Below are 12,440 nucleotides of genomic sequence, written 5' to 3'. Positions count from 1 at the left end.
TCCGAACCCGGAAGCTAAGCCTCACAGCGCCGATGGTACTGCAGGGGGGACCCTGTGGGAGAGTAGGACGCCGCCGAACAATCATTCACAGAGAAGCCCCCGCCGGGTGACCGGTCGGGGGCTTCTCTGTTATAAGGTCATCGTGCACAGTCGTCACACCGTACAGGAGGCCCCCGGGTGGAGGTCCAGGAGACGCGGGTCCAGACCGATCGCGTGCTCACCATCCCCAACCTGTTGAGCATGGGTCGCCTGGTCGGCGTGCCCATCTTCCTCTGGTTGATTCTCTGGCCGGTGTTCGGCGGGCCCAACAACGACGGCTGGGCGATCGCCATCCTGATGCTGAGCGGCATCAGTGACTACCTGGACGGCAAACTTGCCCGCAGGTGGGGGCAGATCAGCCGGGTCGGGCAGATTCTCGACCCGCTGGCGGACCGGCTGTACGTGCTGTCGACGCTGGTGGGCCTGACCTGGCGGGAGATCCTGCCCTGGTGGGTCACGGCGATTCTGCTGGCCCGTGAGCTCTTCATCCTCTCCCTGTTGCCGATTCTGAACCGGCACGGCTACGGGCCGTTGCAGGTGAGTTTCCTCGGGAAAGCCGCGACGTTCAATCTGATGTACGCATTTCCGCTGCTTCTTCTGGGTAGTGGTGACAGCTGGATCGCCGCGCCGGCCGAGGCGGTCAGCTGGGCGTTCATCTGGTGGGGGACAACGCTCTACTGGTGGGCCGGCATCCTCTATGCGGTACAGGCTCGGCAGATCGTCAAGGCGGACGCCGCGTCCGCAGTTTGAGACGTGATCTGAGAGAACTACCACGACGCTCCGGTGCGTCGGACGATTTCTTCCGGGTAGAGAACCCCTGGAACGGTTTGATGGACCCGCAGGGTCCACCACCGCGAAGGAGGACGCACCCGTAATGAAAGCCGTTGTGATGGCAGGGGGCGAGGGCACTCGACTCCGCCCGATGACCTCGAGCATGCCCAAGCCGCTGCTGCCGGTGGCCAACAGGCCGATCATGGAGCATGTGCTGAGGCTGCTGAAGCGGCACGGCCTCAGCGACACAGTTGTGACCGTCCAGTTCCTGGCCTCGCTGGTCAAGAACTACTTCGGTGACGGCGAAGAGCTCGGTATGCATCTGACATATGCCAACGAGGAAACCCCTCTCGGTACCGCAGGAAGTGTCAAGAACGCCGAGGACGCGCTCCGGGACGATTCGTTCCTGGTGATCTCCGGTGACGCGCTCACCGACTTCGATCTCTCCGAATTGATCGCCTTCCACCGCCGGAAGGGGGCCATGGTGACGGTCTGCCTCACCCGGGTGCCCAATCCGCTTGAATTCGGTATCACGATCACCGACGACGAGGGCCGGGTCGAGCGCTTCCTGGAGAAGCCGACCTGGGGCCAGGTCTTCTCCGACACGGTGAACACCGGTATCTATGTGATGGAGCCCGAGGTCTTCGACTATGTCGCGGCCGGCGAGTCCGTGGACTGGTCGAGCGACGTGTTCCCGCAGTTGCTCAAGGAGGGCAAACCGGTGTTCGGCTATGTCGCCGAGGGCTACTGGGAGGACGTGGGCACCCACGAGAGTTACCAGAAGGCCCAGGCGGACGTCCTGGAGGGCAAGGTCGACGTCGAGCTCGACGGGTTCGAGATCTCGCCCGGGGTCTGGGTGGCCGAGGGCGCCGAGGTCGACCCGGAGGCGGTGCTGCGCGGGCCGCTCTACATCGGGGACTACGCCAAGGTCGAGGCCGGGGTTGAGCTGCGCGAGCACACAGTGCTGGGCAGCAACGTGGTCGTCAAGCGTGGCGCGTTCCTGCACAAGGCGGTGATCCACGACAACGTCTACATCGGACCGCAGAGCAATCTGCGCGGCTGCGTCATCGGAAAGAACACCGACGTGATGCGGGCCGCACGGATCGACGACGGCGCGGTGATCGGCGACGAGTGCCTGATCGGCGAGGAGTCGATCATCGCGGGCAACGTCCGGGTCTACCCGTTCAAGACGATCGAGGCCGGAGCCGTCGTCAACACCTCGGTGATCTGGGAGTCCCGCGGGCAGGAGCACCTCTTCGGTGTCCGCGGCGTCTCGGGCATCCTCAATGTCGAGATCACCCCCGAGCTGGCCGTCCGGCTGGCGGGCGCGTACGCGACGACGCTGAAGAAGGGCGCGACCGTCACCATCGCGCGTGACCACTCGCGTGGCGCGCGTGCCCTCAAGCGGGCGATGATCTCGGCGCTCCAGACCAGCGCCATCGACGTCCGTGACCTGGAGAACGTACCGATGCCGGTGGCTCGGCAGCACACCGCACGCGGCAGTGCCGGCGGGATCTTCCTGCGGACCACACCGGGGGTGCCGGACTCGCTCGACATCCTCTTCTTCGACGAGCGCGGCGCCGACCTCTCGCAGGCCGGCCAGCGCAAGCTGGACCGCGTCTACGCCCGCCAGGAGTACCGCAGGGCGTTCCCCGGGGAGATCGGCGACCTGACCTTCCCATCCAGCGTCTTCGACTCCTACGCGGGCAACCTGCTGCGGACCGTGGACATCACCGGGGTCCGGGAGGCCGGACTGAAGGTCGTGGTGGACACCGCGCACGGCAGCGCCGGGCTCGTCCTGCCCAGCATCCTCGGCCGGCTCGGGGTGGAGGCCCTGACCGTCTCCGGCGGGCTCGACGAGGCCAGGCCCACCGAGGACGCCGAGTCCCGCCGGGCCGGGCTGGCCAGGCTGGGCGAGCTGGTGGCGTCCTCCCGGGCGGCCTTCGGGGTGCGCTTCGATCCGGTCGGCGAGCGCGTCTCGTTCGTGGACGAGCTCGGCCGGGTGATCGGTGACGATCGGGCGCTGCTGGTGCTGCTCGACCTCGTCGCGGCCGAGCGGCGCAGCGGCCAGGTCGCGTTGCCGGTCACCACGACCCGGATCGCCGAGCAGGTGGCGGCGTACCACGGCACCCAGGTGATCTGGACGACCACCACCCCCGACGACCTGGCCAAGGCCTGTGCCCAGGAGGGCACGGTGTTCGGCGGTGACGGCCGGGGCGGGTTCGTGGTGCCGGAGTTCAGCGGTGTGCTGGACGGCGCGGCGGCCTTCGTCCGGCTGGTCGGGTTGGTGGCGCGGACACAGCTGACGCTCAGTCAGATCGATGCCCGGATCCCGCAGGCGCACATCCACCGGCGGGACATCGCCACCCCATGGGCGGCCAAGGGCATGGTGATGCGCTCGGTCGTCGAGGCCGCGGGCAACCGCACGCTGGACACCACCGACGGGGTGCGGGTGGTCGAGGCGGACGGCCGCTGGACGCTCGTCCTGCCGGACCCGGCGGAGGCCGTGACGCACCTGTGGGCCGAGGGCCCGGACGACGAGGCGGCGGAGCGACTGCTGGACGAGTGGGCGGCGGTGGTGGAGGGCGCCGGAAGGTAACGGGCAGAGCGCGGGTGGGGCGGCCGGTGCCGCCCCACCTCTGTCCGGTTCGCACCATTGATGCTGGTCCGCGCCGTGTGGGCGGCCGGTGACCACAGGGGTTGTGCACAGGCGCTCGCAGCGACGTGGGACGATGGTCCGCATGCCAGCGACGCCGACACCGAGTTCCAGGGACGGAAGATTCAACCGCCCTGACGCCTCGATGTCCCTGCTGACCAGCGTGATGACCCACGGCCTGGACGAGGGCTACGCCGAGGCGGCCGAGGCCAGGGGCGGCGAGCGCAACCGGCGCATGCCGACCACGGGCCGCGGGCTGGTGACGCTGGCGATCGGGCTGGCTCTGGTGGGGGCGGTCGTGACGGTCGGCGCCGTGAACGCGCGCGAGGCCGAGCCGACGCTGGCCAAGGAGCGCGACGCGCTGATCCATCGGGTCACGGACACCACGGGGGCGGCTGACCGCCTTCAGCAACAGGTGCAGGAGCTGCGGCGCAGGGTCACCGGCGCGCAGCAGCAGGCGCTGCAGTCCACCGGGGACGCCGGGCTCGCGGAGCTGGCGGGGTCGGTGGGCACGGGGGAGGTCACGGGGCCCGGCGTGCGGCTGGTGATCGAGGACGCCGCCGGTACGGGGGCCGGTGGCAACGTCGACCCGCGGGCGGCCGAGGGGTTCTCCAACACCGGGCGGCTGCGCGACCGTGACATGCAGCTGGTCGTCAACGGGCTCTGGCAGGCCGGCGCGGAGGCGGTCTCCGTCAACGGGCAGCGGCTGACCGCGCTCTCGGCGATCAGGAACGCGGGGGAGGCCGTGCTGGTGGACAACCGGCCGCTCGTGCCGCCGTACACCGTGCTGGCGCTGGGGGACGGGCCCAAGCTGGGTCCGGCGTTCGACAACGGCGTGGCGGGGCGGTACCTGCACCTGTTGCAGGAGAACTACGGCATCAAGTCCGATCTCTCCGTGCAGAAGAAGCTGACGCTGCCGGCCGCGGTCGGGGTGACCCTCCGCACCGCTCAGCCCGCAGACTCGGCCACGGCCGGTGCCACGGCGGGCGCGGCGCCCTCCGCGACGCCGACGGCTTCCGCGACGGCGACGCCGACGCCGACCGCCACGCCCTCTCTCACGACCACGCCGACGCCGACGCACTCCGCCACCACCAACGCCAGGCCGCGCAAGACGCCGACCGCGACCCCCGGGTCGCCTTCCGCTGGGACAGGAGCAACTAGACCGTGATTGCCGTACTGGGTCTCGTGATCGGGGTGGTCGTCGGCCTCTTCGTCCAGCCCGAGGTGCCCGACGCCGTTGTGCCGTACCTGCCGATCGCCGTGGTGGCGGCGCTGGACGCGGTGTTCGGTGGTGTCCGCGCGATGCTGGACGGGATCTTCGACGACAAGGTCTTCGTGGTGTCCTTCCTGTCCAACGTGGTCGTCGCGGCGCTGATCGTCTTCCTCGGTGACCAGCTCGGCGTCGGCTCGCAGCTGTCCACCGGTGTGGTCGTCGTGCTCGGCATCCGGATCTTCTCCAACGCGGCCGCGATCAGGCGCCATGTCTTCCGCGCCTGAGCCCGAACGGGGGCGGGGGGAGGAGGACGGACGGATCGGACGGGCAGGAGCAGACGTGGGGCAGGACGACAGGGCCGAGGGTGGCAAGGTCAATGGTGCCGAGGTCGACGATGCCCAGGCTGTCGGCGCCGGGGTGAACGGTGCCGAGCCCGCTGACGGTGGAGTCGTCGACGGCCAGGTCGAGGAGGACACGGCCGCCGAGGTGACCGTCGCTGCCGACGGCGGCGAGGGTGTGCCCGCGGTGGATCCCGCGGCCGTCGATGAGCCGGCCGCGCCGGTCCTGGCCGTGTCCTCCGACCGGGTCATACCTTCCGGCGAACCTGAGCCGTCCGAGCGGCGGGCGTCGGCGGCGCCGTCGAAGGCCGCGCAGGCCGCCGATGAGGCTGACAGGGCTGACGAGGCTGACGAGGCCGCGGCGGCAGGCCCGGCGGCAGCGGCTGTGGCGGCCGTGGCGCCGGTAGCGATCAAGAAGTCCGAGCCGGGTGAGAAGGCCGAGGAGGCGCCCGCGGAGCCGGCGCAGACGCCGGCCCAGGCACCCGTGCCCGCCGCCGTTGCCGACACTGCTCCCGCTCCCGCCGTGCAGGCCAACGGCAGGCGCCGCCTGCGCGCCGCACTGTGGCCGCCCAGGCTGTCGCGGGGTCAGCTGGTGGTCGCCCTGCTGCTGTTCTCGCTGGGCCTGGCCCTGGCGATCCAGGTCCGCTCCACCAACGACCACAGCCAGCTGCGCGGCGCACGTCAGGAGGATTTGGTCCGCATCCTCGACGAACTGGACAGCCGTCAGCAGCGTCTCCAGCAGGAGAAGGCGCAGCTCGAGCAGTCCCTGGCCCAGTTGGAGAACAGTTCCAACCAGGCCAAGGAGGCTCAGGAGCAGACCAGGAAGAAGGTGACGGAGCTCGGCATCCTCGCCGGGACCGTCAAGGCCACAGGACCGGGCATCGTACTCACGGTCGATGATCCCCAAGGGCAGGTGAAGGCCGATATGCTGCTGGACACCCTGCAGGAACTCCGAGCAGCGGGGGCGGAGGCGATTCAGATCAACGATGTGCGTGTGGTGGTCGACACCTACTTCACCGATGTCACGGGGGGCGGCGTACAGATCGACGGCAAGAAGGTTTCGCAGCCGTACCGGTTCACCGTCGTCGGTAACCCGCAGGATCTGACGCCCGCGCTGAACATTCCGGGTGGTGTGGTCCGTACATTGGAGAGTCACCAGGCACGCGCCACCATCGTCCAGCAGCAGAAGGTCGTCGTGGACGCGCTCACCGAGCTGCGCCCACCGCTCTACGCCAAGCCGGCGGCGAAGTGACGGCGCACCCGTCGTACGGTCCGTCACCTGCGGGGAGCCCCCGGTGGGGGCTGTCCGCAGCCCGTCGGCGACACTGGTCCAAACCGCTGCCTGTCGGAGCATCACTTCCGTCGTCCCGGTACAGAGCCGGGATCGCAGCCTGTCCGAGGTTCTCACCCTGCCCCGCGGGCGGGTCTGTCACACGCAAGGGGATTCGCCCGTGAGTTTCTTCTCGAAGTTGTTCGGCCGCAACAACCGCCGTGGTGCGGCTGTCGATGCGCCCACCGCGCGCCATCGCAAGGCCGAGGACGAGGCGGCCGTGCCGGGGATGCGGCCGTCTCCCGAGTCGTCCGAGTACACCGCGGAGTTCCCGGTGTTCCTGGACGGCGCGGACGCCCAGGTCGGCGGGAATCCCGCGGGCTACGGCGCGTCGGTTGACCCCTCCGGCGCCCCGCGCATAGGTTTCCAGTCAGGACCCTCAACCTTTGGTGGAGGGTTTGCCCCGGATCCCTACGCCGGGCACGACCCGTCGGGTGTGCCGCGCCAGGAGGCTGTGAACATGGCTGGCACCAGTGCGTGTCCGAGGTGCGGGAACCAGAACCCCGCCGCGGCCCGCTTCTGCTCCAACTGCGGCACCGCGTTGCGGGGGGGTGCGCTGCCCGAGGGGGCCGCGGAGACCACCTCGACGATCTCGATCTCCGGCCTGGAGTCCTACGACCCCAACGCGACCAGCACCGGCGCCACGCCGGCGCTCTCGCCCGAGGTGCTGTCGGCGATCGACGCGCTCCCACCGGGTTCGGCCCTGCTGATCGTGCAGCGCGGTCCGAACTCCGGCAGCCGGTTCCTCCTGGACGCCGACAAGACCACCGCGGGCCGTCACCCGGAGGGTGACATCTTCCTGGACGACGTGACGGTCTCGCGCCGGCACGTGGAGTTCCGACGGACGCCCGGCGGCGGCTTCACCGTGGCCGACGTGGGCAGCCTCAACGGCACGTACGTCAACCGGGAGCGGATCGACGAGGTGCCGCTGCACAACGGTGACGAGGTGCAGATCGGGAAGTACCGGCTGGTGTTCTTCGCCAGCCACAACCGGGGGTACTGACACACGACTTCGGCAGGAGCCCGAGTGAGCGCGAATACTCCTACATCTCTCGGGGCGGCCACCCCCGTGCCGTCCGGCCCACAGTCGGAGCCGGGCGCACGGGGATTGGTCGCGGCCCCTCGGCAGCCGGTCCGCCCGGAGTGGCGCGCCGGGGACGTCCGCCGGCGCGGCGACGACCTGCTGAGCATCGGCGCGGTGCTGGCCTTCCTGCGGGACGACTTTCCCGAGGTGACGATCTCCAAGATCAGGTTCCTGGAGGCCGAGGGCCTGGTCGAGCCGCGGCGTACCCCCTCGGGGTACCGCAAGTTCAGCCCGGCGGACGTCGAGCGGCTGGCGTACGTGCTGCGGATGCAACGCGACCACTACCTGCCGCTGCGGGTGATCCGGGAGCACCTGGACGCGATCGAGCGCGGCGAGGCGCCGCCGGCGCTGCCCGCACCCGAGGCCAGGCCCGGCCCGCTGGAGGAAGCGGACCGCGAGCTGGTGGCGGGGACCGACGCGGCGTCCGGCGTCCGGCTGGGCCGCGCCGAGCTGCTCGCCGCCGCCGAGGCCGGCGAGGGCGAGCTGAGTGAGTGGGAGTCGTACGGGCTGGTGGCGCCCGGCGCCGACGGCGGGTACGACGGGGAGGCGCTGCAGGTGGCCAGGCTGGTCGCGGAGCTGGGCCGGTACGGGCTGGAGCCGCGCCACCTGCGGGCCATGAAGGCCGCCGCCGACCGTGAGGTCGCCCTGGTCGACCAGATCGTCGCCCCGCTGCGCCGCCACCGCAATCCGCAGACCAGGGCCCATGCCGAGGCCACCGCGCGGGAGCTGGCGACGCTGTCGGTCCGGCTACACGCGGCCATGGTGCAGGCGGGTCTGCGGACCAAGTCCTGAGGGGCGTCGCAGCCGGCCCCGCCGAGGCGCCTACGAGGGGCGGGGGGTCGGGGAGCCGGCCGCGGCGGGCCCCGGACCGGCCGGATACGGCCTCTGTGACCAGGCCGGTCCCGGTTGCGCTTTCATATCGGCGGTGTGGGCCATAGGGTTGCCACTGTGAATGAGCTCGACGTCGTGGGTGTCCGGGTGGAGATGCCTTCCAACCAGCCGATCGTGCTGCTGCGGGAGGTAGGGGGCGATCGGTACCTGCCGATCTGGATCGGCCCCGGTGAGGCGACCGCGATCGCCTTCGCCCAGCAGGGCATGACGCCGGTGCGCCCGCTGACCCACGACCTGTTCAAGGACGTGCTGGAGGCGCTGGGCCAGCAGCTCACCGAGGTGCGGATCACCGACCTGCGCGAGGGCGTGTTCTACGCCGAGCTGGTGTTCACCGGGGGTGTCGAGGTCAGCGCCCGTCCTTCGGACGCGATAGCGCTGGCGCTGCGCACCGGGACGCCGATCTACGGGAGCGAGGAGGTGCTCGCCGAGGCGGGCATCGCGATCCCGGACGAGCAGGAGGACGAGGTCGAGAAGTTCCGCGAGTTCCTCGACCAGGTCTCGCCCGAGGACTTCGGCGGCGGCCAGCAGTAGCGGGTCGGGCTCGGCGACTCCGCCGAACCCAGGTCAGTCGTATCGTGCTCAGCCGCGGCGGCCCAGCTGTAGCAGTTCTCCGGCTCGGGAGTCGGGCCGTGTCCGGCCGTTTTGCCAAAATCCGTCCACGTACCCACACTGAGGGCACGAAAAACCACTCTCCTGAGTGATGCAGTTTCTCCCGCCCGGCGTGGCGATCGTTGACGGGTCATGGGTGACTGCCTACCGTCAGGAGTGGCTGCCCGGGACTGCCTGCAGCCGGTTGCTCGCAGCATGGAGTGGACGGAGGTAGGCATGACCAGCACCGGCGATGAAGCGGCCGTTGGAGGCCTGTGCTCCGTGCACCTTCCGCGCGCCGCCAGGAGCGTTCAGGAGTGCGCCTGGGAGTCGCAGCCCGCCGAGCACGGCACCGCCGAACGGCCCAGGATGGGGCGCTTTCCCGCCGTCCAGGCCGGACAGCCCGCGATCGAGCGGCTCGGTCCGACGTCCGCCCTGGTCGGCTACCGCGGCCCGACGGCGTGCGCGGCCGCCGGGATCACCTACCGCCAGCTGGACTACTGGGCCCGTACCGGCCTGCTGGAGCCGAGCGTGCGCTCGGTGTACCCCGCGAGCAGCCAGCGGCTCTACAGCTTCCGCGATGTCCTACTGCTGAAGATCGTCAAGCGGCTGCTGGACGCGGGCGTCTCGCTCCAGAACATCCGGGTGGCGGTCACCCATCTGCAGTCCGCCGAGGTCGGCGACCTGGCCGGGTTGACGCTGATGTGCGACGGCGCCGTCGTCTACGAGTGCACCACCGCCCAGCAGGTCGTGGACCTGCTGAAGGGTGGTCAGGGCGTCTTCGGGATCGCGGTCGGCGCGGTCTGGCAGGAGCTGGAGAGTGCCCTCGGCCGGCTGCACGCCGAGCGTACCGACACCGGCGAGACCGTGATCGGCCACGACCCGGCCGACGAACTGGCCCAGCGCCGCAACCGCGCGGGCTGACCCGCGCCACTGATCCACTCGCAGGCCCGGACGGGGAACCGTCCGGGCCTGCGTCGTCGTCAGGGCTGGTGGAGAGCAGGCGGGCGGGGAGGGACACGTGGGGATCGTCGTGGCATGGGCAGGCGGGCTGAAACAGCGCAGGACGCAGCGCAGGCTCTTCCAGCTGGCCACCGTGGCGTGCTCGCTGGCGCTGGCGCCCAGCGCCTGGCTCTGGGTGGGCTCGGGCGAGCGGGTGGGCACGGTCGCGAGCGCGCCCGAGGCGCCCGTCGCGGTCGTGTTCGGCGCCGGGCTGGACAACGGCACGCCGTCCCCGTACCTGGCACACCGGCTGGACGCCGCGCTGGAGCTGTACCAGCACCACAAGGTGCAGGCGATCCTGGTCACCGGCGACAACGGGCGGGCGAGCTACGACGAGACCGACGCGATGCGCGGCTACCTGGTGGGGCACGGCGTGCCCGAGGTACGGGTGGTCGGTGACTACGCCGGATTCGACACCTGGGACAGCTGCACCCGCGCCCGGCGGATCTTCGGGGTCTCCCGCGCCGTACTGGTCAGTCAGGACTTCCACGTCCGCCGGGCCCTGGCGCTCTGCCAGGCGGCGGGCGTCGACTCGTACGCGGTCGGGGTGCCCGAGGTGCACGACGCCACCTGGCTCTACGGCGGCCTGCGGGAGATCCCCGGCGCGGGCAAGGCGGCGCTCAACGCCTGGCTGCGCCCCGACCCGGCGTTGCTCGGCCCGCAGGAGCCCGGCATCCCCAAGGCGCTGGCGGACGCGGGCGGGCGCTGAGCGACCGCCCAGGCCCCTGTGCCGGGCGCCCGCTCGGCCCGGGGGTGGGGGCGTTGTCGGACCCGTGCGGCATGATCGGTTGGTGCGGTCACTGCCGAGCATCATCCACCTCGACATGGACGCCTTCTTCGCCGCGGTGGAGCAGGCGGCCAAGCCGAGCCTGCGCGGCAAGCCGGTGGTGGTCGGCGGGCTGGGCGGCCGGGGCGTGGTGTCCACCGCCTCGTACGAGGCGCGGCGTTTCGGGGTGCACTCGGCGATGCCGATGGCGCAGGCCCGGCGGCTGTGCCCCAACGCGGCCTTCCTGGCGGGCCGCTTCGACGCCTACCGCCCGGTCAGCGAGCTGGTGATGAGCCTGTTGCGGGAGATCTCCCCGCTGGTGGAGCCGCTCAGCCTGGACGAGGCCTTCGTCGACCTGGAGGCGGGCCCGTACGGCCCGGCGCTGGCGCAGGCGCGGGACGCCGCCGAGGGCGCCCGGCTGGTGCTGGCCCTGGCGGAGGACCTGCGGGCGGACATCAGGCGCCGGACAGGGCTGACGGCCTCGGTGGGCGCGGCCGGGTCCAAGTTGATGGCGAAGATCGCCTCCGAGCAGGCCAAACCGGACGGGCTGGTGCTGGTGGGCCTCGGCCAGGAGCGTGCGGTGCTCGGGCCGATGCCCGTCCGCGCGCTGCCCGGGATCGGCCCGGCGACCGAGCAGGCGCTGCGCCGCGCCGGGCTGAACACCGTCGCGGACCTGGCGGAGGCCGGCGAGGCAGAGCTGGTGCAGCTGCTGGGCCGGGCGCACGGGACGGGCGTGCACCAGATGTCGCTGGGGCTGGACGAGCGGCCGGTGGTGGCGGAGCGGGACGCCAAGTCGATCTCGGTGGAGGACACCTTCGAGGTCGACCTCGCGGATCGGGACCGGATCCTGCGTGAGGTGGAGGTGCTGGCGGGCCGCTGCGTACGGCGCCTGCGGGCGGCCGGGCGCTCGGGGCGGACGGTGGTGCTCAAGGTCCGGCGTTTCGACTTCTCCACATTGACCAGGTCGGAGACGCTGCGCGGCCCGACCGACGACGAGGCGGTGATCGCCGACACGGCGCTGCGGCTGGCCTCGCAGGTGGACATCACCGGCGGGGTGCGGCTGCTCGGCGTCGGGGTGTCCCAGCTGGCCGACTACACCCAGGAGGATCTCTTCGCGCAGGCGGTGCACGAGCAGGCGCCGGACGAGGAGCGGCCGGCGCGCGCGGCCGAGCCCGCGGCGGCGCAGCCGCCCGCCGTGCCGCGCTGGTACCCGGGCCAGGACGTGACGCACGCACAGTTCGGGCCGGGGTGGGTGCAGGGCAGCGGGGTGGGGCGGGTGACGGTGCGCTTCGAGACGCCGTGGAGCGCGCCTGGCCGGGTGCGGACGTTCGCGGTGGACGATCAGGACCTGGAGGCCGCCGGGCCGCTGCCGCTGGTCGAGGAGGGCTACGGCCTGGAGTAGCCGGGGCGGCGGGGAGCAAGCGAAGGCCGGGTGCAGGCGCAGCGGGCAGGGGCGGTACGGGCATGCGAAAGCGGCCCCCGCCCGGAGGGAGTCCGGGCGGGAGCCGCGTGTCGGGCTGAACCCCTGGTGGTCGCGATGCCCTCGTCGACCCGGTGGGGTTCAGTCCCCTCGCGCCCTGTCCCTGGCCGCGAGGGTGGACGCCTCGTCAGGCGTCGGTCTTGGCCAGCTCGGGGCTGGTGAGGTCCGCCTGGGCGTTGGCCGCGGTGGTGGTGGTCGGCTTGATCTGGCGGATCAGGAAGGGGACGGCGCCGGCGACGAGGCAGATGACGGCCGCGGTGGCGAACGCGTGCTTGTAGGCGT

Annotated in this window: 11 protein-coding genes and 1 rRNA gene; all 12 read left to right on the top strand. The window is 71.3% G+C overall.

From position 1 onward, the window contains the following. Nucleotides 1–79, top strand: a 5S ribosomal RNA gene (rrf, locus tag ACIBH3_RS35365); the annotation flags it as partial. A gap of 98 nt (nucleotides 80–177) precedes the next feature. Continuing rightward, nucleotides 178–789, top strand: coding sequence for a CDP-alcohol phosphatidyltransferase family protein (locus tag ACIBH3_RS35360; RefSeq protein ID WP_396316228.1), 612 nt, complete (start codon nucleotides 178–180; stop codon nucleotides 787–789). 124 nt (nucleotides 790–913) lie between these two features. Further along, nucleotides 914–3,409, top strand: coding sequence for a sugar phosphate nucleotidyltransferase (locus tag ACIBH3_RS35355; protein WP_396316227.1), 2,496 nt, complete (start codon nucleotides 914–916; stop codon nucleotides 3,407–3,409). Nucleotides 3,410–3,551: 142 nt separating this feature from the next. Further along, nucleotides 3,552–4,634 (top strand): DUF881 domain-containing protein, encoded by a 1,083-nt coding sequence (locus tag ACIBH3_RS35350; RefSeq protein WP_396316226.1) that lies wholly within the window; start codon nucleotides 3,552–3,554, stop codon nucleotides 4,632–4,634. Beyond that, a complete protein-coding gene (locus ACIBH3_RS35345) occupies nucleotides 4,631–4,963 on the top strand; it encodes a small basic family protein (RefSeq protein ID WP_073927316.1) in 333 nt (110 codons plus the stop codon). The genes ACIBH3_RS35350 and ACIBH3_RS35345 overlap by 4 nt, the downstream gene beginning before the upstream one ends. A gap of 55 nt (nucleotides 4,964–5,018) precedes the next feature. After that, a complete protein-coding gene (locus ACIBH3_RS35340) occupies nucleotides 5,019–6,269 on the top strand; it encodes a DUF881 domain-containing protein (RefSeq protein WP_396316225.1) in 1,251 nt (416 codons plus the stop codon). Nucleotides 6,270–6,468: 199 nt separating this feature from the next. After that, nucleotides 6,469–7,350, top strand: coding sequence for an FHA domain-containing protein (locus tag ACIBH3_RS35335; protein WP_396316224.1), 882 nt, complete (start codon nucleotides 6,469–6,471; stop codon nucleotides 7,348–7,350). Nucleotides 7,351–7,530: 180 nt separating this feature from the next. Then, nucleotides 7,531–8,223 carry a MerR family transcriptional regulator gene (locus ACIBH3_RS35330; protein WP_396316229.1) on the top strand — a complete coding sequence of 231 codons (693 nt, stop codon included), beginning with the start codon at nucleotides 7,531–7,533 and terminating at the stop codon, nucleotides 8,221–8,223. A gap of 156 nt (nucleotides 8,224–8,379) precedes the next feature. Further along, entirely contained in the window at nucleotides 8,380–8,853 is a 474-nt protein-coding gene (locus ACIBH3_RS35325; protein ID WP_073927314.1) for a bifunctional nuclease family protein, read from the top strand. 294 nt (nucleotides 8,854–9,147) lie between these two features. Beyond that, nucleotides 9,148–9,834, top strand: a complete 687-nt coding sequence (locus tag ACIBH3_RS35320) for a MerR family transcriptional regulator (RefSeq protein ID WP_396316223.1) — start codon at nucleotides 9,148–9,150, stop codon at nucleotides 9,832–9,834. Between the two features lie 97 nt (nucleotides 9,835–9,931). Beyond that, a complete protein-coding gene (locus ACIBH3_RS35315) occupies nucleotides 9,932–10,621 on the top strand; it encodes a vancomycin high temperature exclusion protein (protein ID WP_396316222.1) in 690 nt (229 codons plus the stop codon). An 82-nt stretch (nucleotides 10,622–10,703) separates the two neighbouring features. Next, nucleotides 10,704–12,080, top strand: a complete 1,377-nt coding sequence (locus tag ACIBH3_RS35310) for a DNA polymerase IV (RefSeq protein WP_396316221.1) — start codon at nucleotides 10,704–10,706, stop codon at nucleotides 12,078–12,080. Nucleotides 12,081–12,440: the final 360 nt, after the last annotated feature.

This window comes from Kitasatospora sp. NPDC050543 (assembly GCF_044457565.1).
Classification (GTDB): domain Bacteria; phylum Actinomycetota; class Actinomycetes; order Streptomycetales; family Streptomycetaceae; genus Kitasatospora.
Note: the sequence above shows the minus strand (reverse complement) of the source record. Positions and strands in the feature narration are given on the sequence as shown.